The sequence below is a fragment of the Patescibacteria group bacterium genome, from assembly GCA_041653535.1.
In the GTDB taxonomy this organism is placed as follows: Bacteria; Patescibacteriota; Patescibacteriia; order JACRDY01; family JACRDY01; genus JBAZFH01.
Genome location: JBAZFH010000003.1, coordinates 19642 through 39781, shown reverse-complemented (window position 1 = coordinate 39781; position 20140 = coordinate 19642). Strand labels below are relative to the sequence as shown.

Here is a 20140-nt window from a genome sequence, read left to right as displayed (position 1 = left end):
ATTATTTTTTACTTTGATAATCCTTAACCGCTGCCTCCAGGGCTTCTTTAGCTAAAAAAGAACAATGAATTTTAGCCCTTGGCACGTCGCCACCAAGTTTTTTTATCAAATCTTTGTTAGTAACTTTTAAGGCGTCTTTTACGTCTCTCCCCTTTACTATCTCGGTTAAAACCGAAGAATTGGCAATCGCCGTTGCACAACCAAGTGTTTGAAATTTAATATTGGAAATAATTTCTTTACTTCCTTGTTTTTTTACCTTGAGATAAATTTTCATGATATCGCCGCAAATAGGATTTCCTGCCTCGCCGACACCGTCAGCATTTTTTATTTTTCCTTGATTGCGCGGATGAGTAAAGTGATCAATGATTGTTTTATTATATAACATATTAGTGGTTAGTGGTTAGACCCATAATTTTGGATCAGACCCTATATTAAGTCTTGCAGCTTTATTTTATTTAAAGTCTTATCGATTTCCCTATTTAGTCTCTGCCAAACTATTCTTGCCGAGCAGTCACTAGTTTTACAGACGTTATTTTCACTAGCGCAATAAAAAGGTGAAAGACTCCCCTCTATCGCTTCCAAAATTTTTTTTACAGAAATTCGTCGCGGATCCATGCTCAAGGCATAACCGCCATTAACACCTTTGACGCTTGAAATCAGTCCTCTGCTTTTCAGCCTAACTGCTAAACGCTCCAGATAACCAAGAGAAATTTTTTCTTCTCTAGCGATAAAAGACAAGGAAATACTCCCCTTACCGTAATTTCTTGCCAAACGAATCATCGTCCGTAAGCCATAGCTACTAGCCAAAGAAAATTTCATATTTTTGACAAAAGATAAATACCTACTTAATTGGTAGGTATTTATATACTAGCAGATGATAAAAACCTGTCAAGCGTTATAATAACTATTTGAGAAATTTGTTTATTTTATGTCTGATCAACCAAATCTTGCAGCCAAAATAAATATAAAGTACCGCCATACAAACCAGAAAAAAAGCCACTACTATTACCAGAGCAAACGGATAAAATAATGTGAAAATTGCAAAGGCAAAAAAGAAAATTCCCTGCAAGATAAAAAACCAAATCATCTCTAAAAGGACTGTTTTAAATCCCGACAAAAGGTCTTTCATAATTTTAAATTATTTATTAAATTTTATATTTTGATCATAACGCTATTCAAACTGAATGAGAAGCATTGCTTTTTTGCCATTAAGTACGTCTCCACCGTTCCAATCATGCACAGCGTTCAGCAAAACATCGTACTTATATTTATAACCCCCTCCTTTTCGCGTTCCTGGATCGTTAGTAATAAACTGATCGCGATCATAACCCCTAACCACCAACATATGATAAAGCGGTCCGGCACCGGTATAGTTGGGGTTATGCAACTCTTGACCAGCTAATGGCAAGACGATTAATCTGCCAGCGATTAACTCTTTTTTTATCCGATCAACCGTAACATCGACCACTACTTCTGTTTTTAAACCGAAATACTCTCTCGCCATAATAGCCGTTTCTTCAATAGTGGTTGACTCGACGAAACCAAAACGTTCTTTTTCCCAAGGTAATAATTTATTTATTTCTTGATCCATTATTTTTTCGTCCAGTGGTTTTTTCTGAAAAAAATTATTAACCATAATCAAAGATGCTTCTTCGCAAGCTTCTTCATGAACCGTGTCCCAATTGCCAAAAGGAGCTTGGCGAGAAAAAGCCATCTTCTGGTCAAATATCTCCGGCAGTCCAATTTCTTTTTCATCAGTATTAAAATCGGCTACTTTTTCCTCCACCATTTCAATACCGTCATCCACTGCCTCTTTTACGCTGTCTTTTATCTCTGTTAAAACTGGTCTGGGCTGCTCATCAACCTTTACTGCGGTATTGTTGTTAAAATCGGAAATATTAACACTTCGTTCTGAGTCGCAACCGGTCAAAACCAGCAAAAATAAGCAAAAAAACAAACAAATTAATCTTTTCATAACACCTTTATTATACTCGGTACATAGAACCTTGACAAGCAAAAAATAATAAGTTAAAATACAGCCACTTAATATTAATACCAAACTACTGACAGATGACTACTGCCAGTTACTAAAAAATATATGTCGCATAAAAAAGCTGGTGGCTCTACATCGCTTGGTCGAGATTCGGTAGCAAAAAGACTGGGCGTTAAACTATATGCCGGACAAAAAGCTAAGATTGGTTCTATTTTAGTACGTCAACGCGGCTCAAAATTCCGCGCTGGAGCTAATGTCAATAAAGGCGGCGATGACACTTTATTTGCCAAAATAACTGGAATCGTCAGATTTTACAGTCGCAAGACTCGCAGCTACGACGGCAAACTTAAAATGAGAAATTTTGTCACTGTTGATCCGGAAAAAAAATAATTTAAAAAATTCTTATTTTTTTAAAAAATCCCCTGTCAGGGGGTTTTTATTTTTTTCGTCTAGCAAATATTATACCCATACTCTTGTCAAAACGCGAAGGAAACACCTGCACGCCATAACCGCGCTGACGGATAATATTTTCTAGCCGCAAAAAATCATCTTTGCGTTTATTATGGTATTCAATAACCAGGGCTTCGATCTTTTTCCAATCGTCATCTTTTAATGAAGCAAGCAACTCGTGCTCCCCTCCTTCAATATCAATCTTCATTAAAAAAATTTTATCTATTTTATAAGAAACACAAAAATCCGCAAAAGAATAAACTTGTACTATATTTATCTTGCCATCAACTTTTTCTCCCGGCAAAGCCAGCCGATGATTATGACTATCCGTTGCTCTGACTAACTCACGTTTGCCGGTTTTTTCCGCCAGAGCCGCCTCGATTAAAGTAATATTTTTCCAACCGCCATCCTTCATCTGACGAGCAAAAAACTTAATATTTTCCCGCTCCGGTTCTAACGCATAAATTTTTACCTTCGGATTTAAAATACGAGCATAAAAACTAAAATAACCGCCGTGAGCTCCAACATCAACGACTGAATCAACGGCGGTTATAATCGCCTCTTCCGCGCAACGATATTCTTGATATTTATAGATTTCGTTAATTACGCTTTGGTCGGCGTCATCGCGATATTGCAAACCCACTAGTTGATTTTTAAATTTTACTTTGATCGGGTACATAAATATAAAGATTGCAAAAATTTTTTTATTTCTGGATATCTAACCTCAGCTAACTTTCTAGCGGTTTTGGTATGCGATTTCTTTCGTTTAAAGCTGTAATAACGTTTATCAATATATCGTAAAAAATCTTCGACTGCCGATTTTACCGTCACACCCCGCGAGCCATAAATCATAAAACCACGAGCAACGGATAATCTACTAAAACTAGCAAGCTCGTCAGCGTCACTCAAAATAGTTTCTTCCAAACTCATCGCCTGCCTATCTAGACTTATAATTAAGTCACTTACTCCTTTTATTTTCTTTCGAGGAAATACCTTAATCTTAATTAATGCTTTTCGAGCTATCTTAGCCCCATCGACGCCCTCCATCCCTTTTTCCTGAAAATTTGAAGCGTCATGAAACAAAGCGGCGGCGTAAAGAATGTCTTTATCACCGCCCTCATTTTTAATAATAGCAACAACATTATTTAAAACCTCCATCGCATGAGCAAAGTCATGAAATCTTTTATTTTTAGCGAGAGTCTTTTCTGCGCTTTGTTTTAATTCCAGCAATAAGCTTTGATTCATAATTCTTACTCTCAGCTTTTATCTCTTACTTAGCTATTTTTTTGAACAAACCCTAACAAATTCAACAAACAATGGATGCGGGGCCAACGGTCGTGATTTATACTCAGGATGAAACTGAGTGCCAATAAAAAATGGATGATCGGCAATTTCCACGGCTTCAACTAATTTTCCGTCCGGTGAGGTACCACAAACGATCAATCCTTTTTTTTCTAATATTTGACGGAATTTATTATTAAACTCGTAACGATGGCGATGACGTTCAGAAATAGATAATTTATTAGCATAAGCCTTGGCAATATGACTGTCTTTTTTTAGCTTGCACGGCCAGGCACCAAGACGAATCGTGCCGCCATACTGCCGTTTTTTGAGATACTCTTGTTGCTCCGGCATAATATGAATTACCGGATGCTCGGTCTTAGGATTAACTTCTTCCGAATTGGCGTCTTTAAAACCGCAAACGTTGCGAGAAAATTCAATCACCGCCATTTGCATGCCATAGCATAAACCAAAATATGGCACCTTTTTTTCGCGACAATATCGAATAGTGGCGATCTTTCCTTCGGCACCGCGCTTACCCCAGCCCTGAGGAACTATCACGCCGTCTAAACCGGCTAGAACTTCTTGCGGTCCACGATCTTCAATGTCCTTAGTACTCAGCCATTGCAATTTTGGCTTACAGTTGTTTACCCGACAAGCGTGTTTAATTGCTTCAATAACTGAAATATAAGAATCAGCCAAAACAAAATTTCCGGTGCTAAAATACTTACCAACGATTCCAATATTAACTTCTTTTTTAGCAGCTTTAACTTGATTGACCATTTTTTGCCAATCCTTTAGATCACGTTGACGCGCTTTAATACCAAAATGCTTAAGAATTTGATTACCGAAACCTTCTTTTTCAAAATTAAGCGGCACTTCGTATATAGAGTCAACGTCGGGAGCCGAAATAATATTGGTAGCTGGCACACCACAAAATACTGCCAACTTTTCTCGACGAGGCTTATCAACCGATACTGAAGCTCGAGCTAAAATAAAATCGGCTTGCAGACCAACCGAGTTGAGCGCGCGCGAAGCATGCTGTGTTGGCTTGGTTTTCATCTCGCCCAACTTGCCGGGAATCGGTAAATAGCTTACCAAAACTATGGCGATATCCTTGGGATTTTTTAGTTTCATCATGCGAACCGCTTCTAAAAACAAAATGTTTTCATACTCACCGACCGTACCACCAATCTCAATAATGGTAAAATCGGCTTTAGCTTTGGCTGCGGCTTTTTTTATACGGTCAATTACTTCTATTGGGATATGCGGCACTACCTGAACACAACGACCGTCATACTCCAAATTTCTTTCTCGGGCGATCACTGACTGATAAACACGCCCAGTGGTCATATAATTGATACGCAGAATGTCTTGATTTAAAAATCGTTCATAGTTGCCGATGTCTTGATCGGTCTCATCACCATCATCAGTTACAAATACTTCACCGTGCTCTATCGGATTCATTGTGCCAGCGTCAACATTAACATAAGGATCAATCTTGATCGCTGTCGTGCGAAAACCTTTACCTTGTAAAATCTTAGCAATCGAGGCAACGGAAATACCTTTGCCTACCCCGGACATCACACCGCCAACTACGAAAATAAATTTTTGCATAATATTTAAATTACTTATTACCTGTATCACTAATGACGCGCAGTTTAAATTTACCGCTGCCGCCGTCTTTTAAATTATAGCCAACGAAATAATCACCAACGGTTTTTATATGATCCGGTAAAATCAAGTCTTTAGCATTCAAAAAATATTCTTTCTCCGCCAAAGCGATGATTATCTGATTTTTATGAATCGAACCAAAAAGTTTTTTCTCGTCATTGGTCTTTACTTTTAATTCCAAGACTAGACCGCTTAATTTCTTAGCAATAGCTGAAGCGTTTTTGCCGGCTATCCTCTTTTGTTCTTCTTGTTTTTTTACTTTTTCCTGCCATTCATTAATTGCTTGCGGTGTAGCGACTATGGCCAGAGAACGATTTAATAAAAAATTTCGAGCATAACCGTCAGCTACCTCTTTGATTTCTCCAATACCGCCCAAACCATTAATCTGTTTGGTCAAAATAACTTTCATTTAAATAAATCATTCTTCTATTAAATAAACTACATCACCTTCTTTAGCAACCCCTTCTACCTTTAATCCGGCATCTTCACCAACCTGGACGACGTCTACTGGCTTGTGTTCCACCTGTATTGATTCTACCGCCTGCTCAAAATCAGTTTTCTCTCCCTTGATACGAATTTTATCACCGATCTTTAGCTCGCCGTCATCGATTTTAACAACCGCGACGTTGATATGGGGAAAATAATGGGTTATTTTACCGATAGCTTTTTCAGCGGCCATAAAATTTTGAATTATTTATTAAAATCATTTACTTTTAATAATTTCGATGGCTTTTTGCAATTGTGAATCTATATTATTTTTATAATCTTCTTCCGTCGGCACAACCTCAATATCAGGAATAATACCCTCTTTATCGATATCCCGATTATTGGGGGTGAGCCATTTGGCGATAGTCAATTTAATCGCCGAACCGTCAGAAATATTTTTGAATTCCTGAACCGACCCCTTACCAAAACTCTTTTCTCCAACCAGGGTGGCTATTTTATAATCCTGTAATGCCCCGGCTACTATTTCCGCGCCGGAAGCAGAACCTCCGTTAATCAATACTACTGTGGGGTAGCCTTTTAACCGACTCTTACCTTCTGCTCGATATTCGTTTTGTTTTGTACCATCAAACGATTCTTTGGCAACCACATTACCTTCGTCAATCCACTCGCTTGCCACACTAACAGCACCGTCAAAATACCCACCGGGATTATTACGCAAATCCAAAATTATTCCTTTAGGATTTTTGAGTAATATTTCGTTAATTGCTTTATTAAATAATTTTGTCGTATCATCATTAAAACTGTACATTTCTATATAAACAATATTACCTTCTTTTATACTCCAACGAACACTGTCAATACGAATTTCATCTCTGATAATTTCTATTTCCTTAGGACTATCCCAGCCTTCGCGGATAATCAACAAACTTACTTTCGTGCCTTTCGGTCCACGAATCATGCTTACCACCTCATCTAAAGCAAGCGACGCTGTCATTTTTCCGTCAACCGCCATTATTTTATCTCCCGATTTTAGACCAGCCTTATTTGCCGGTGAATCGGCTAACGGAGAAACTATAACTACCTGATTATTTTTTATTCCCAGCTCCGCGCCGATACCCTCAAACGTTCCCCGCATTTCATCTTCAAACTCTTTTACTTCTTTGGGATCAAAAAACATCGAATGCTGATCACCCAAGGAATCCACTACTCCGCGCAAAGCGCCATAAAACATCTGCGTGTCTAACACCTTGTCTTTATAAAGATAATCACTTTTTATCGTCTTCCAAATTTCGTCTAAAATCTGAAAATTAACATTTTTCACTAAATAAGAATTGTCTTTATTATCTTGCAAAAAATTGTTTACCCTTCCTTGCTCCGAACCTTTTTCTATTCTTCCAACGGTTAATCCGCCGATAAAACTTAAACAAACCAAAATTACCACTATATAAACAACAAAATATTTCTGAAAAATATTTTTCATAATAATATTTATTCCTCTGTTTTTTTAATATTAACGCCGATACGAATCAACCTTTCAACAATCTTCTCGTAACCACGTTCGATTTGATAAATATTGTCTATCTCCGTAGTCCCTTCGGCAATCATACCAGCAATAACCATAGTAATACCGGCACGCAAATCGGGACTAACCAGTTTTTTCGCGTAAAGTTTAGTCGGACCACTAACAACCACCCGATGCGGATCGCACATAATAATATTTGCACCCATTTGCGTTAACATATCGGTAAAAAGTAACCGACGATCATAAATAGTTTCATGAATCAAACTTAGCCCCTGACATTGAGTAGCTAAAACAACATATGGTGATTGCAGGTCGGTAGCAAACCCTGGATATTCATGAGTTTGCATACTACAAGCTTTGAGCGGACCCTTAGTAGAATGAACAACAACATAATCATGACCTAACTCATAATTTACCCCGATCTTATCAAACAGCGGCCACAACGCTCCTACGTGTTCCGGATTGCAATCAGTGATTTTTAATTTATTATTTAAAACCGCAGCCATAATAGCGAAGGTGCCGGTTTCGATCCTGTCTGGTATAACCCTATATTCTCCCCCGCGCAAACCGTCTACCCCCTCGATAGTAATAGTCGGTGTACCAGCGCCGGATATTTTAGCGCCACAACTATTCAAAAAATCGGCAAGTGCTGTTATCTCCGGCTCTAGAGCACAATTTTTTAACACCGTCGTGCCCTTTGCTAGTACAGCGGTCATCATTATGCTCTCAGTACCGGTAACAGTAACTTTAGAGAAAAAATATTGCGTACCAAAAATATTTTTTGCAAATAAATGATAAAATTTATCTTCAGTCTTTAGTTCAACTCCCATTTTAGAAAAACCATCTAAAAATAAATCGATGGGTCGACCGCCGGCACCAATTACACAACCACCGGGATGAGGAAAGCGAGCCTGCCCGGCACGCGCCAGTAGCGGACCGACAAACATTATGGAAGAACGAAACTTTTTTACTATTTCTGGGTTTAAATCTGTTTTGTTTATATTACTTGCATCTACCTCATAAACGCCATTGCCTAAATTGTTTACCAGTGCACCAATATCTTTAAGCAGCTCTTCGCAACGGTGCACATCTTCAATATCGGGAACGTTGGTAATTCTAATTTTTTCTTTAAATAAAATAGCGGCGGGAAAAATTTTTAAAGCCGCGTTTTTAGCGCCGCCGACCTTAATTTCTCCGCCTATTTTTGCGCCACCACTGATAATAAATTTTGGCATAAAAAAAGAAGCTAATTCTTGTATAGATTATACCCCACTCTCGCCCTCTGAGGCAAATGGCATTATTTATGGCTTAATTTTAAACACTTATTGATAAAATTGCCACTACTAAGAAAATAAACTATAATAAAATCACAAAAAACACTGCTTATGCTATCTTTAAGAACCAGGAGATTTATTGCCATCATTTTTGTCGCGGTCTTTCTTATCGTCGCCCCGATTTTGATCTTTTACACGGCGGGATATCGTTATAATTTCAAAAAAAATGACATCCAAAAAGTTGGCTCGATTTCCGTCCAACCATCTCCAACGACTGCTAAAATTTATCTTAACAACGAACTGCGAACAGAGTCGCGTTCAGACAACACGCTGCGTATCATGAATCTTCTTCCCGGAAAATATAAAATAGCTATTAGTGCCGACGGTTATTATTCATGGGAGAAAGAAATAGAAGTTTTTAGCAGTGTCAACACTTTTATCAACAAAGTGGTGCTTTTTAAAAAAGAAAAGGCTGTAAACATTTTTGAAGAACCAACCAGTCAGTTACTACCATCACCAGATAATAAAAAATTTGCTTATATCACTGATAACAACTTATTTGCTTTTAATATTAACAATTTGCAAAACACTCCTCTTGAAGAAAAAACAAAAATATTACAACTATCATCATGGTCTATTAGCTCTACTCAATTTATTGCTCAAGACGTAGAAAAAAATTTTATTATTTACAACTTTGATAACCCTGATAAAAAACTATTGCCAGGCGGAATCATCAACAAAAAGATCGACCATCTAAAATGGTCTGACCAAGTCGACTATCTGCTTTACGCCAGCTCTGGCAACAATCTTTATCAGATAAACACTTTAACAAAAGAAAGTCGCCTTCTCTATACCAAGAAACCAGATATTGAAAATTATTACGGCAAAGATTTTTTATATTTAAATAATGAAATTTACTACGCTCACCGGTCAGAACAAGGAAATTGGCTGGAAAAAATCAGCCTGGATCAAGGAATAAGCCAGACCAATCCGACTAAGCTTTTAAAGTTAGACTCCATGGCGGATTTCGATTTCCGTCAAAATCAAAACGGAACCATATCCCTTATTGATAGGGAAAAACAAAAATTTTATCTGATTAATAATAATTTTAATCAAATATTACTTTTTGGAGAAGCAAAAAATTTTTCCTGGTCAACAAACCAAAAAACCCTCTTATATAACAACGATTTTGAAATCTGGATATATGATTACGAAAAAAACACCAATCAGTTGGTTGACCGCTATGGTCAGATTATTAATCAAACCTCATTTATACCAAATACTGATTATATTATTACTACTACTGATAATGCTGTAAAAATTATCGAGCTGGACGCCCGCGACAAAAGAAACTCTATAGACATTGCTAACGGTGAAAAAATCAAGAATTTTCTGGTTACACCAAAAGGAAATAAAATATTTTATAACGGAAAACTTGATAGCAAAGAAGGCATATTCGAAATAACCATCCAAGAATAAATAACAAATTCAAATTAAAAAGAACCGAATATTTTTTCCGGCTCTTTTTTTATCCGATTAATCTTTTGCTTTTTGTGCCATAAAATTTCCAGCAGCCAAAAGCGAATCAAAAGTACCGGCGTCAAAATATCCGCCTTCAATAAATCGAACATCGAGCTCACCTAAATCCAAATAAGCATTATGCAAATCGGTAATCTCAATTTCACCACGCGCTGATGGTTTAACGTTTTTAGCAAACTCTATAACTCGGTTGTCATAAACATAAGCACCAACAATAGCATAATCAGAAATCCATTCTTTTGGTTTTTCCACAATTTTCATAACCTGATTATCTTGACTAAAAACCGCCACACCAAACCGTTCTGGATCATTAACTTTTTTGCAAAAAATCCGGCCACCGGATTCAAAACTGGCAATATCTTTGGCTAGATCGTCTTCAAAAATATTATCGCCAAGTATCATAGTAACATTATCATCGCCAATAAACTTTTCACCGATAATAAACGCGTCGGCAAGTCCCCGTGGCTCTTCTTGTATCTCGTAACTAAATCTCACGTCCTCACCAAACTCTTTGCCCGAACCAAGCAAATGCAAAAATTGCCCGGCATTGTCTGGGGAAATAATGATCAAAATATCCTTAATTCCCGCTCGGAGCAGTGTTTCCAACGGATAATAAATCATCGGTTTATTATAAATCGGCAAAAGCTGCTTGGAAGTCACCTTGGTTAACGGGCGTAACCGAGTTGCCTTGCCGCCAGCAAGAATAATACCTTTCATAGATGCTATTTTTAAATAAATTAAATTAATCGTTTTTTTTCTATATACTATTGGCACACTAGCATTATCTCGTTACCACTTTCAATTTCTGCTTCGCCACTTCAATCTCAATCGGACTTCCCGCTTGCCAACCCTCACCGTCAACCTGCAACAAAATATTTTTATCATAATTTATTTGCAATCTTTTAAATTTATAATAATCCAACCGTTTTTCCCAATTAAATTTTCTGCCGATTAGCCGCCCAAGCATTCGAACGTAATCTATTGGCTTAACCGGTCGCACTACGGCTAATGAAAAACAACCATCGTTGTAAGAGATATCCGGACCAAGTTCAAAACCAAGAAACTTGCCAAAGTTCATAATAAAAACAGTTTTAGCATGATGTTGTACGCGCTGACCGTCGATAGTAAACGAAAAATTAGTTTCCCGTAAATGAAACAAACCATGCCAAGCGGAAATAGTATAGGCAAAAAAACCAAATAATCTTTTCCAGGCACGCTTGGTATTTTTTATTACCCAAGCGTCATACCCCAGACCGGCGGCAATTATAAAATACTTTTCTTTATTTATCAGCCCGACATCAATCGTTTCTGTCTCCCCGGTTAAGGCTAGATCAAGAGCTAGTCCGACGTTACTTGGAATTTTAAAACTTTTAGCGAGTAGATTGGCGCTACCCACCGGCACCACGCCCAAAACCAAATCGTAGTTATTTTTCAAAATCCAGTTTACCGTTTGGTGCACCGTGCCGTCACCGCCAAAAACAACTACTCGATTGTAAATTTTGCCGTCAATTTTTTCCAGATAGTCCCCATTTTTATTCGTCTCCACCCAATCATAATCAAAATTTTGCAAAATCCGTCGGGCAGTGCGCACGACTTTTCTTTTTTTGCCAGCGACCGAATTGTGGATGACTAATATTTTCATAACAAACTACTTTCCATACTGCTTTTTATAATACTTCTGATACTCGCCTGATTTAACTCGCCGCCACCATTTTTCGTTTTTTACATACCAGTCAACAGTTTTCTTCAGGCAAGTATTAAAATCATACCGTGGTTTGTAGCCTAACTCCTTTTTAGCTTTTGACCAATCAATAGCATAGCGACGATCGTGACCAGGACGGTCTTTGACAAAAACAATACTGCTTTCGTCTTTACCCAAAATCTTTAATAATTTTTTTATTAGTTCCAAATTATTCACGTCTTGGGTCATACCGCCAATACAATAAGTTTGCCCTACTTTGCCTTTTTTCAAAATCAAATCAATCGCCCGACAATGATCTTCGACATATAGCCAGTCACGAACATATTTACCATCACCGTAAACCGGCACCGGTTTTCCTTCCATTAAATTAGTAATGGCTAGAGAAATCAGCTTTTCCGGAAACATATAGGGGCCGTAATTATTGGCACAATTGGAAATAGTAATCGGCAAACCAAAAGTATCGGCGTAAGCGCGAACCAGATGATCTGACGCAGCCTTAGCCGCAGAATAAGGACTATGCGGGTTGTAAGGCGTTTTTTCACTAAACTTTTCTTTACTGCCAAGCTTTAGCGCACCAAACACTTCATCGGTAGAAACATGGTGAAATCTTTTTATTTTGTGTTTGAGAGCGGCATCGAGTAACACTTGAGTACCGATAACATTGGTCGTAACAAAAACTGCTGGACCAAGTATTGATCGGTCAACGTGAGTTTCGGCAGCAAAATGCACTACGATATCAGCGCCGGCCATAGCCTTGTTTACCGCCACCGGGTCAGTGATGTCGCCTTTGATAAATTTATAATTTTTATTTTTTTCAACCGTTTTTAGGTTTTCCAAATTGCCGGCATAAGTTAATTTATCAAAATTAACGATCTTGTCTTTGGGGTATTTCTTAGCCCAATAGAGAATAAAATTGGAGCCGATAAACCCAGCGCCGCCGGTAATAAATAGTTTCATATTATCTACTATTATCTTTTATTATTTTGTCTAAGATTGTAAAAACTTTTTCGTTACCACAAAAATCTTTACCTTGTAATGATTTTTTAAACTCCGGTAGCCGTGACAAAAATTCTCTAACGTTTTCGACCGTCAGCTCATCAACAGTCAGACCGTAGTTTTTTTCTTTAATCTCCAGGGCATTAACTATCTGCTCAAACTGACCAGCCATCGGCACAACCAGAAACGGTTTTTGTAAAAACATCGCTTCGCTAACCAAAGTAAAGCCAGCGTTGCCAATTATCGCGTGACAAGCCGCCAAGTCTTTTACCATATTTTCCGTAGAAAATAAACGCAGTTCCACATTCCCCTCTTTGCCTTCACGATTTAAACCATATAAAATAAAATTGTGCTCTGGTATTTTATTTAATACCTGTATCGCCCGATCGGCGTAACGCTCCCACATGTAAACCAAAATTTTATTCCCATCGGTCGGCTGGGCGCGTACTATCTCTTTGCGTAAAATCGGTGGTGTCAAAAAAACATTATTTTTTTCTTTTTTTAACTTGCAACCGGCAAAATCCAAAATAATATAATAATCGGCTTTCACGATAAAAGATTTAATCGCAGCTTTGGCACGAAAAATTTCGTCACGATAGCCTTTTGATAATTTGAGTGGGCAAAAAATTATCCGCTGTTGGTTGTCTATACTAACAAGCGGCAAGCGATAAATATTAGCAATATAGTGCGCAAAAGGTTCGAAGTCGGTGACTACTATTTGCGGCTTAAACTCATTGATGATTTTTCGTAACCTCCTGGTATTCTGCAAAAAATAAACCGGCATTTTTTCCACCCATCGCAAAAATGTTGGTATCCAAAGCATCATTCCGTTTTTATCCAAAACAAAATCAAATCCTTTTAACTCATAAACTCGCGGATAGCGAGTTTTGAAAAAATCATAAGCTTTGTGGTTGGCGGTGATAATTACTTCATGCCCTTCGGAACACAGATGCTCTATTACCACCAAACTACGCATCGCATGCCCCATGCCAACACCTTGGACTGAGTACAAAATTCTAGCCATAAAGCTATATGCCGTAACTAAATAAACTGATTAAGGCAAAAATAATAGCAAAAATCAAAGTAGTCTGAGAATAGTAAAACATCATCGGATTTCCCGTGCATAATCCCAAAAGTAAAATCGCCACTCCCGCCACCTGCAAAATCATCTTTATTTTGCCCCAAACATTTACTTTTTCTTTTTTGCCGTACTTATGACGAAGATACCAGCCAACCAAAAACAATGATTCCAGGATTATAATTGCTAGAGAAATAAAAACATTTATATGTTTAAGCATTAAAACAAAAATTGTTGAACTGATTAATATTTTGTCCGCTATCGGATCTAAAACCGTTCCTCTCTCAGTGATTTGATCCCTGGTTCTAGCCAGTGATCCATCGATCGCATCGGTAAAAGCAACCAACAAAAAAGAAACTAAAGCTGCCCGATAGTCAGAAACTAAAATAAAATAAATAACAAGCGGCGTAAAAACAAAACGTAAATAAGTAAAATGGTTCGGACGCAAAAATTTTGGAATCAAAAGCAAGACCGTATATTTCATTATCTTGTCATGCGGCTGAAGTTTTGGTTTGAAGAGTTCCATATAGTATTAGCTATATTAAATTTTAAAAGGAGAATTAACATCTTGTTCCCAACGAATTTCGTCTATATCTTCCTTTTTACCTTCACCTTTATATAATTTATCTGGCATATTTATCACCCAACCAGCAATTGCAGATGAACACTTATAACCATGTACTACACCAGCCGGAACTATCACTGCCGCTGGATTATTTTCGCCAAACTCCTCTTCATACTTTTCGCCATAGGTTTGGCTATCTTTTCTATTATCCCATAAGTGCAAACGAAACGACCCCGGTCCAACAAAGACGAAAAGATCTGCTTGGGCTCGGTGTTCGTGTGGACCACGAACAACACCGGGATTGGTCACAGAGATATAGGACATAGCTGGTTTGAAATCAAATTCATCAGAACGATAAATCTCACCAAGCCATCCTCTATTATCATTATAGCGAGTTATTTTTTTTATTACTACTCCGTCAATCATATTGATTAGTAACTAGGAACTAGTGGCTAGCAGCTAGCGACTAGACTATTTTTGTTAGATCGCCGTTTAAAATAACGGGCTTCATCGCTTCTATCTCGTCAGCATAACTCATCCCAATAGGAATCGAATTGAGTAAAAAAATTTTTTTTATCCAAAACATGGGCGAACGCCATTTCAATTAAACTGTTTCCACCAACATAATTTTCGGTTCCATTTTTACTTTCATTAACCACTAAAATCGCATCTGCTTGTCTAATCTCATTATAATATCTTTTAATCACGTCCAGTTCTAGTTTTTCCCATTTGTTTTCCACTGTCATTTCGTTGTTGGCATACTTATCAACGTTAGCCGGCAAGACCACTTCTTGTCCCGCTGTAGTTAAAAAATCTCTTACCTCCATCATTTTAGTCGCAAAAACCATGCTGCCGCAAATAGCTATTTTCATATCAATTTTTATTCATCAACGTATAAATAATACCAATAATTACCGTCCAAAGCAAAAAAATATTCATGTCTAAATAATTAGTCACAAAACCCGGTTTAATTGTTTCACTGACGACACAAACAGCCCAAGACACGGCGCTGACAGAGAAGACGTCATACAAAATTTTTAAAAACGTCACTTTCATATCCCTTAGTTAAAAATCTTTGCTTTTAATTTTTGCCAAAAGATACCCAATGTCATCGGCTCCCTTTGGGATAGCATTTTTATCTCGCTGATATCAACCGTTCGACCGCTCCCTCTTATCCCTGGTAAAGAAACCATAAACTGATATTTTTGAAAGGCAAACCTCTTAGCCGACATGTCGAAATCAACGCTACCCAAATACCAACCGTCGCCCAGGTCTTCTACTTGAAAAAAATCTTTGGCTTCAAAATTCCACTGGTCTTTGTTGTTAAAAGCAGCCAGACGAACAGTTTGTCCGGCTGTCGGTCGAAACTTAGCCCAAAAAGTGATTGTGGAAAATTTGCGTGGCAGCCTAACATCAAAATAAATCGGATCGTCAAACATAGTTTGATAGTAGTCGCTAGACTCTTTTTTAACCTCGCTTATTCTCGCCTTTGGCGCTAATGGCATAACAAAAGGAGATGGCTCTGAAAAATTATAAGCAGCTTCAAGCCTGCCGCTTACCACCAAATCCTGGCAAACCAAAAAAATAAAAAATATGACCGGAACCAGTATCAATATAATTTTAAACACTTTGTACCAACGTGGCATAATATGGCTTTTAATTTTATAACTTTATTCCGCCAGAGGCGCCTGCCTGTCCAGTAGGCAGGGATCCGCCTTGGGCGGAAACTTTCAGCTTATACAGCTCATCCCCACCATTTAGCGTCCCTTGCCTTTCGAGCACTAAGCCCAATTGCTTAATATTATCATTTAAATACTGCAGATTTTCTGCCGTTAAGTTGTTGTGCGAATAGTAATAAACGTCATTAGAACTAACGACGCTGCTAAGACGCTCGAAAACACCAAAATCGCCCATAAATTTCACTACTTTAAACTCCGGCCAAAAAACCTTGTCGCTGCGATCGCTGACAATTAAAACCTTGTCTCTGGACGAAAATTGCTGCTGCGCTGCCAAATTTGTTTTCTGATACTGATTAATATTTTGCACTACCGATATCAGGCCTTCTTCTGAAGTTAAAACAAGTTGAGCTGACAAAGAAACTATGATTCCAAAAAATAATATCCCGACTAAAATTTTCGACCACTTTTGTTTTAACCAATCTAGTAAATAATTGATAGCATAAGCAACAAACGGCACGGCAAAAACAACAATCGGTAACCAGTAACGCAAATAAGAAGTACCAATAGTATAATGCCCGGAAATATTGTCTTTTATTGCCCAGCTGCCATAATAAACAGTCAACCAATCGCTTAGAACAACAAAAATAATCAGATAAAACCATTTTTTAACATCATACTGACGGACTAAATCACGTACCGAAAAAACCAAACCAACTATCATGGGAATAAAATACCACCAGAGCATTTGCACTTGATAGTTCCACCAATTGATCAGAGCGGTTCGTGGATGAAAACCAAATGGTAAAACACTAATACTGTTTCCGGTAATAAAAGCAGTAGTGTCCACGGGAGCAGCAAGAGAGGAATACCCGGTAACAAAATACCCGCCATAGATATCTTTATTAATAAACAAAACTACCAAAAGCGGCGCGGCGGTAAAAACTAAAAATAAAATCATAGCTAGCCCATTTATCTGCTTACGATAAACGACAGCAAGTGCCAAGATAATTGTTGCCAACCAAAAAATTTCGGCCGTTCTAGCAGCCAGCGCCAATCCAAAGAATAATCCGCCCAAAACGTAACGCCAATAAATATTTTTACTGCAACAAAAAACCAACCAAGCACTAATCAATAATAAACTAACAAACAAAACGTTCGGCAATAACCCTCGGCTAGCGTAATACCACCAAACCGGATTTACAAATAGTAAAATGCTGGAAATTATCGCGACACGACTACTGCTAAATATTTTTTTCACTAAACCATAAAAACACCAAACGGCTGCTACGGCAAATATTGAAGTAAAAAATTTTATTGCCGTTGGTGTGAATACTTTGCCCAAAAAACCATAAACTAGCGGCAAACCCAAAAAACCACCGGGAACAACCTCTCCTGTATTATTAACATTGTCGCTACGTAAATGCACTGCATTACCGGTCTCCCTATTCTCTAAAACCAAACTTGCCAAACGATTGCCGAAGGCGACTCTCTCTGACCAGTAAAAATTAGCCGCTTCATCGGGCGAATTAAAACGCTCCGGCGTAAAAAATGAAACACAGCTATACACCAGCAAAAAAAATATGCCCAAAATTAGCAAAATTATTTGGTGACTGTGGATTTTTTTCATGCTATAATTATAGCAAAATTAAGCCAAAAAATGTACAATAAAAACACTATGCTTTTCACATCCACTTTTATCTCGTTAATCGTCATTGCTAACATATTAACCTGGAAATCTCTAACGATTGGCATAATCTTTGGCTTCACCTATTTATTCTGGAACGGTTATCTATTAGGCAAGGCGTTTTTTAAAAGAGAACAGCTAGCAATACAACTGTTAGTTGGTTCTTTTCTGATTTTAGCAGTTATTTCCCTACTAGGAACGGCAGCATACTACCCGTACAAACTAACAAACCAAATAACTGCCATTATTCTATTTATCATCCCTCTTATAATTAATGCCATCCAAAAAGCGATATCTCAACAAACCAACAAACTACCGATCCCAGCAATAGCTGTCTGGCTAAGAGAAGCCGCAAAATACTCTCTAAAAATTAAAGGGTTTCTCTGGCGTTTTTCTTTAGAAAGAAAAACCGAATTAAAAAAATTTTCAGTCTATTGCCTACTCTTAACCACTTATACCGGACTGATGATTTACTGTTGGTTAATCGTTTATCTCAACATCACCGATCAGGCTATTAATAGTCTCTGGCAAGTACTCCCGCTAAAATTTTTAGCTGGCTACTTCCTTTGCACCCTAGTCCTGATTATAATAACTACAACAAAAAAACAAAGAGGGCTAAATCTAATGCTTGTTCGCTCCCATGCCTTTTTAACTGTAGGATTGGCTTTATTTATTTATCAAATTGGTTACGGCTTTGATCCTTTTATTCATCAAGCGGCAGAGAAAGTTATCAGCGTCACCGGAATTATTTTGCCAAAGACGGTTTATTACATTGGTCAATATTCACTTGTAGTAAACCTTTCCCGCCTACTGCAACTGCCCACCTCTGTTGTAGATGCTTTTTTACTACCATTACTTTTTTCCGCATTTATTCCAACATTTATCTACCTGGTCTACCGTAAAGTCACAGGAGAAAATCTAACCGTTATTGATCCTGACCATGAAGAAATAAGGCAACGCAGTATATATTACTTCTTACCATTAGTAATTCTACTTTTCCCTTTAGCAGATTTTATTGCCACTACACCACAAGGATTGGCTAATTTTTTTGCTTTGATTATTATTATCGGTAGCTCGCTATTAATTAGTAAAAATGTCGACCACAGCTTTAGTTATCTGCTACTATTTTTATCTTTTGTAACAGTAGCTATTCATCCCCTAACAGGCATTCCCATTCTCTTTTTTTCTATTATCTTATTTTTTTCCACCTATCGTTTTCAACACAACTACTGGCGCAAAGTTGTTATAATTTTTATCATTTTAGCATCATTAATATCGCTACCTGGAGCTTTTTTTATTCAAAACTTTTCCTCACCTCATATTATTAACAACTTGACACTGGAAAAGATTAATTGGACTGAAATAAAAAATGCTTTCTCCGTTCTTGCACCTTCTTTTGATAACAAGTTTCGTCTACTTGACGACTATTTCCATTTTTTCGGCGATAATGTTAAATGGCTGACTATCGTCTTCGGTGCAATCGGCTACTACCTGATCAATAAGAAAAAAGATGATAATAAAGAAAGTAAATACTATCTTTACCCGTTATTCTTCCTACTTTTGCTTGCAGATTATTTTTCACTTAGGATATTTATCGACTGGCAATCAGTAATAAATTATGAACAAAACGACTATGCTTTGCGACTTTTCAATTTATCTTTTTATTTCCTTTTTCCACTAGCGCTTTATTCATTCTACGAACTCACTCATAAAATTTTACGCCAAAAGATGTTAGTCAAAATATTTTTTGGCATCATATTTGCCCTATTAATCACCGCCAATCTTTATTTGTCTTATCCGCACAGCGACGCCTACCAAATCAGCCATTTTTACTCAACTTCTAGATCAGATATTCTCGCCGTTAGTTATATGGAACAAAATACTACCGGAAATTATATTGTCTTAGCCAACCAGTCAACATCAGCTGCGGTCTTAAAAATTTTTGGCTTCAAAAAATATTATAAAACAACAAAAGGAGAAATATTTTACTATCCTATTCCTACTTCCGGACCACTTTATAAAATTTATCTGGAAATGGTTTATGGCGAACCAACCAGAAAAAAAATGATTCAAGCAATGGATACGGTTGGGGTTAACCAAGGATATTTTGTAATCAATAAATATTGGAATGATTTTGACAAAATAACTTCCGAAATAATGACTCAAGCCGATAGCTGGCAAGAGATAGATAATGGCAATGTTCATATCTTTTACTTCAAAAGATAATTGTAACAATTTCAAAAGACCCGCTTAATT

24 protein-coding genes are annotated in these 20140 nt (G+C 37.4%); 3 read left to right on the top strand and 21 right to left on the bottom strand.

Features of this window, described 5'->3' with window-relative positions:
• Window position 1: 1 nt before the first annotated feature.
• The 4 genes from WC310_03730 to WC310_03715 form a co-directional block, all read right to left on the bottom strand.
• The gene (locus WC310_03730; GenBank protein ID MFA5358902.1) at window positions 2-385 is read right to left on the bottom strand and encodes an iron-sulfur cluster assembly scaffold protein; all 384 of its coding nucleotides are present in this window, start codon (window positions 383-385) and stop codon (window positions 2-4) included.
• 41 nt (window positions 386-426) lie between these two features.
• Window positions 427-819 carry an Rrf2 family transcriptional regulator gene (locus WC310_03725; GenBank protein MFA5358901.1) on the bottom strand — a complete coding sequence of 131 codons (393 nt, stop codon included), beginning with the start codon at window positions 817-819 and terminating at the stop codon, window positions 427-429.
• An 85-nt stretch (window positions 820-904) separates the two neighbouring features.
• Window positions 905-1129: a hypothetical protein gene (locus tag WC310_03720; GenBank protein ID MFA5358900.1), complete on the bottom strand. Its 225-nt coding sequence runs from the start codon at window positions 1127-1129 to the stop codon at window positions 905-907.
• A gap of 42 nt (window positions 1130-1171) precedes the next feature.
• Window positions 1172-1975, bottom strand: a complete 804-nt coding sequence (locus WC310_03715; GenBank protein MFA5358899.1) for a C39 family peptidase — start codon at window positions 1973-1975, stop codon at window positions 1172-1174.
• Window positions 1976-2098: 123 nt separating this feature from the next.
• On the opposite strand from WC310_03715, the gene rpmA reads away from it, so the two are divergent.
• Window positions 2099-2383, top strand: a complete 285-nt coding sequence (rpmA, locus tag WC310_03710; protein MFA5358898.1) for a 50S ribosomal protein L27 — start codon at window positions 2099-2101, stop codon at window positions 2381-2383.
• Window positions 2384-2429: 46 nt separating this feature from the next.
• Here rpmA and WC310_03705 read toward each other — a convergent pair whose 3' ends face one another.
• Genes WC310_03705 through murA form a run of 7 tightly spaced genes read right to left on the bottom strand, consistent with a single transcriptional unit; the run spans window position 2430 to window position 8602 of the window.
• The gene (locus tag WC310_03705; GenBank protein MFA5358897.1) at window positions 2430-3122 is read right to left on the bottom strand and encodes an FkbM family methyltransferase; all 693 of its coding nucleotides are present in this window, start codon (window positions 3120-3122) and stop codon (window positions 2430-2432) included.
• Entirely contained in the window at window positions 3104-3688 is a 585-nt protein-coding gene (locus tag WC310_03700; GenBank protein ID MFA5358896.1) for an HD domain-containing protein, read from the bottom strand. Before WC310_03700 ends, WC310_03705 begins: the two co-directional genes overlap by 19 nt.
• Before the next feature lie 33 nt (window positions 3689-3721).
• Complete coding sequence (locus tag WC310_03695) at window positions 3722-5341, bottom strand: CTP synthase (GenBank protein ID MFA5358895.1); 1620 nt, start codon at window positions 5339-5341, stop codon at window positions 3722-3724.
• 10 nt (window positions 5342-5351) lie between these two features.
• Window positions 5352-5807: a 50S ribosomal protein L9 gene (rplI, locus tag WC310_03690; protein MFA5358894.1), complete on the bottom strand. Its 456-nt coding sequence runs from the start codon at window positions 5805-5807 to the stop codon at window positions 5352-5354.
• 9 nt (window positions 5808-5816) lie between these two features.
• Window positions 5817-6077: an EF-Tu/IF-2/RF-3 family GTPase gene (locus WC310_03685; GenBank protein ID MFA5358893.1), complete on the bottom strand. Its 261-nt coding sequence runs from the start codon at window positions 6075-6077 to the stop codon at window positions 5817-5819.
• Window positions 6078-6101: 24 nt separating this feature from the next.
• Window positions 6102-7325 carry a S41 family peptidase gene (locus WC310_03680; GenBank protein ID MFA5358892.1) on the bottom strand — a complete coding sequence of 408 codons (1224 nt, stop codon included), beginning with the start codon at window positions 7323-7325 and terminating at the stop codon, window positions 6102-6104.
• An 8-nt stretch (window positions 7326-7333) separates the two neighbouring features.
• Window positions 7334-8602 carry a UDP-N-acetylglucosamine 1-carboxyvinyltransferase gene (gene murA, locus WC310_03675; GenBank protein MFA5358891.1) on the bottom strand — a complete coding sequence of 423 codons (1269 nt, stop codon included), beginning with the start codon at window positions 8600-8602 and terminating at the stop codon, window positions 7334-7336.
• 150 nt (window positions 8603-8752) lie between these two features.
• Here murA and WC310_03670 point away from each other — a divergent pair, with 150 nt between their 5' ends.
• The gene (locus WC310_03670; GenBank protein ID MFA5358890.1) at window positions 8753-10120 is read left to right on the top strand and encodes a hypothetical protein; all 1368 of its coding nucleotides are present in this window, start codon (window positions 8753-8755) and stop codon (window positions 10118-10120) included.
• A gap of 57 nt (window positions 10121-10177) precedes the next feature.
• Here WC310_03670 and WC310_03665 read toward each other — a convergent pair whose 3' ends face one another.
• The 10 genes from WC310_03665 to WC310_03620 form a co-directional block, all read right to left on the bottom strand.
• Window positions 10178-10897 carry a sugar phosphate nucleotidyltransferase gene (locus tag WC310_03665; protein MFA5358889.1) on the bottom strand — a complete coding sequence of 240 codons (720 nt, stop codon included), beginning with the start codon at window positions 10895-10897 and terminating at the stop codon, window positions 10178-10180.
• Window positions 10898-10961: 64 nt separating this feature from the next.
• Complete coding sequence (locus WC310_03660) at window positions 10962-11822, bottom strand: diacylglycerol kinase family protein (GenBank protein ID MFA5358888.1); 861 nt, start codon at window positions 11820-11822, stop codon at window positions 10962-10964.
• Between the two features lie 6 nt (window positions 11823-11828).
• Entirely contained in the window at window positions 11829-12839 is a 1011-nt protein-coding gene (rfbB, locus tag WC310_03655) for a dTDP-glucose 4,6-dehydratase (protein MFA5358887.1), read from the bottom strand.
• A 1-nt stretch (window position 12840) separates the two neighbouring features.
• Window positions 12841-13902: an MJ1255/VC2487 family glycosyltransferase gene (locus tag WC310_03650; GenBank protein ID MFA5358886.1), complete on the bottom strand. Its 1062-nt coding sequence runs from the start codon at window positions 13900-13902 to the stop codon at window positions 12841-12843.
• A 4-nt stretch (window positions 13903-13906) separates the two neighbouring features.
• Window positions 13907-14482 carry a CDP-alcohol phosphatidyltransferase family protein gene (locus tag WC310_03645; GenBank protein ID MFA5358885.1) on the bottom strand — a complete coding sequence of 192 codons (576 nt, stop codon included), beginning with the start codon at window positions 14480-14482 and terminating at the stop codon, window positions 13907-13909.
• 15 nt (window positions 14483-14497) lie between these two features.
• Complete coding sequence (locus WC310_03640) at window positions 14498-14947, bottom strand: dTDP-4-dehydrorhamnose 3,5-epimerase family protein (GenBank protein MFA5358884.1); 450 nt, start codon at window positions 14945-14947, stop codon at window positions 14498-14500.
• A gap of 98 nt (window positions 14948-15045) precedes the next feature.
• Entirely contained in the window at window positions 15046-15393 is a 348-nt protein-coding gene (locus tag WC310_03635; GenBank protein MFA5358883.1) for a hypothetical protein, read from the bottom strand.
• 1 nt (window position 15394) lies between these two features.
• Window positions 15395-15577 (bottom strand): hypothetical protein, encoded by a 183-nt coding sequence (locus WC310_03630; protein ID MFA5358882.1) that lies wholly within the window; start codon window positions 15575-15577, stop codon window positions 15395-15397.
• A 5-nt stretch (window positions 15578-15582) separates the two neighbouring features.
• Window positions 15583-16167, bottom strand: coding sequence for a hypothetical protein (locus WC310_03625; protein ID MFA5358881.1), 585 nt, complete (start codon window positions 16165-16167; stop codon window positions 15583-15585).
• Window positions 16168-16183: 16 nt separating this feature from the next.
• A complete protein-coding gene (locus WC310_03620) occupies window positions 16184-17827 on the bottom strand; it encodes a glycosyltransferase family 39 protein (GenBank protein ID MFA5358880.1) in 1644 nt (547 codons plus the stop codon).
• A 48-nt stretch (window positions 17828-17875) separates the two neighbouring features.
• Between WC310_03620 and WC310_03615 the strand changes: the two genes are divergently transcribed.
• Window positions 17876-20110 carry a hypothetical protein gene (locus WC310_03615; GenBank protein MFA5358879.1) on the top strand — a complete coding sequence of 745 codons (2235 nt, stop codon included), beginning with the start codon at window positions 17876-17878 and terminating at the stop codon, window positions 20108-20110.
• Window positions 20111-20140 lie beyond the last annotated feature (30 nt).

Bases quoted from the DNA above. Each gene is read 5' to 3' on its own strand.
- WC310_03705 (MFA5358897.1), bottom strand. From the start codon at position 3,122: ATGTACCCGATCAAAGTAAAATTTAAAAATCAACTAGTGGGTTTGCAA.
- WC310_03650 (MFA5358886.1), bottom strand. From the start codon at position 13,902: ATGGCTAGAATTTTGTACTCAGTCCAAGGTGTTGGCATGGGGCATGCG.
- WC310_03630 (MFA5358882.1), bottom strand. From the start codon at position 15,577: ATGAAAGTGACGTTTTTAAAAATTTTGTATGACGTCTTCTCTGTCAGC.
- WC310_03645 (MFA5358885.1), bottom strand. From the start codon at position 14,482: ATGGAACTCTTCAAACCAAAACTTCAGCCGCATGACAAGATAATGAAA.
- WC310_03695 (MFA5358895.1), bottom strand. From the start codon at position 5,341: ATGCAAAAATTTATTTTCGTAGTTGGCGGTGTGATGTCCGGGGTAGGC.
- WC310_03680 (MFA5358892.1), bottom strand. From the start codon at position 7,325: ATGAAAAATATTTTTCAGAAATATTTTGTTGTTTATATAGTGGTAATT.
- WC310_03685 (MFA5358893.1), bottom strand. From the start codon at position 6,077: ATGGCCGCTGAAAAAGCTATCGGTAAAATAACCCATTATTTTCCCCAT.
- WC310_03670 (MFA5358890.1), top strand. From the start codon at position 8,753: ATGCTATCTTTAAGAACCAGGAGATTTATTGCCATCATTTTTGTCGCG.
- WC310_03715 (MFA5358899.1), bottom strand. From the start codon at position 1,975: ATGAAAAGATTAATTTGTTTGTTTTTTTGCTTATTTTTGCTGGTTTTG.
- WC310_03720 (MFA5358900.1), bottom strand. From the start codon at position 1,129: ATGAAAGACCTTTTGTCGGGATTTAAAACAGTCCTTTTAGAGATGATT.
- WC310_03635 (MFA5358883.1), bottom strand. From the start codon at position 15,393: ATGAAAATAGCTATTTGCGGCAGCATGGTTTTTGCGACTAAAATGATG.
- WC310_03615 (MFA5358879.1), top strand. From the start codon at position 17,876: ATGCTTTTCACATCCACTTTTATCTCGTTAATCGTCATTGCTAACATA.
- WC310_03700 (MFA5358896.1), bottom strand. From the start codon at position 3,688: ATGAATCAAAGCTTATTGCTGGAATTAAAACAAAGCGCAGAAAAGACT.
- rpmA (MFA5358898.1), top strand. From the start codon at position 2,099: ATGTCGCATAAAAAAGCTGGTGGCTCTACATCGCTTGGTCGAGATTCG.
- rplI (MFA5358894.1), bottom strand. From the start codon at position 5,807: ATGAAAGTTATTTTGACCAAACAGATTAATGGTTTGGGCGGTATTGGA.
- rfbB (MFA5358887.1), bottom strand. From the start codon at position 12,839: ATGAAACTATTTATTACCGGCGGCGCTGGGTTTATCGGCTCCAATTTT.
- WC310_03725 (MFA5358901.1), bottom strand. From the start codon at position 819: ATGAAATTTTCTTTGGCTAGTAGCTATGGCTTACGGACGATGATTCGT.
- WC310_03730 (MFA5358902.1), bottom strand. From the start codon at position 385: ATGTTATATAATAAAACAATCATTGATCACTTTACTCATCCGCGCAAT.
- murA (MFA5358891.1), bottom strand. From the start codon at position 8,602: ATGCCAAAATTTATTATCAGTGGTGGCGCAAAAATAGGCGGAGAAATT.
- WC310_03640 (MFA5358884.1), bottom strand. From the start codon at position 14,947: ATGATTGACGGAGTAGTAATAAAAAAAATAACTCGCTATAATGATAAT.
- WC310_03665 (MFA5358889.1), bottom strand. From the start codon at position 10,897: ATGAAAGGTATTATTCTTGCTGGCGGCAAGGCAACTCGGTTACGCCCG.
- WC310_03660 (MFA5358888.1), bottom strand. From the start codon at position 11,822: ATGAAAATATTAGTCATCCACAATTCGGTCGCTGGCAAAAAAAGAAAA.
- WC310_03625 (MFA5358881.1), bottom strand. From the start codon at position 16,167: ATGCCACGTTGGTACAAAGTGTTTAAAATTATATTGATACTGGTTCCG.
- WC310_03620 (MFA5358880.1), bottom strand. From the start codon at position 17,827: ATGAAAAAAATCCACAGTCACCAAATAATTTTGCTAATTTTGGGCATA.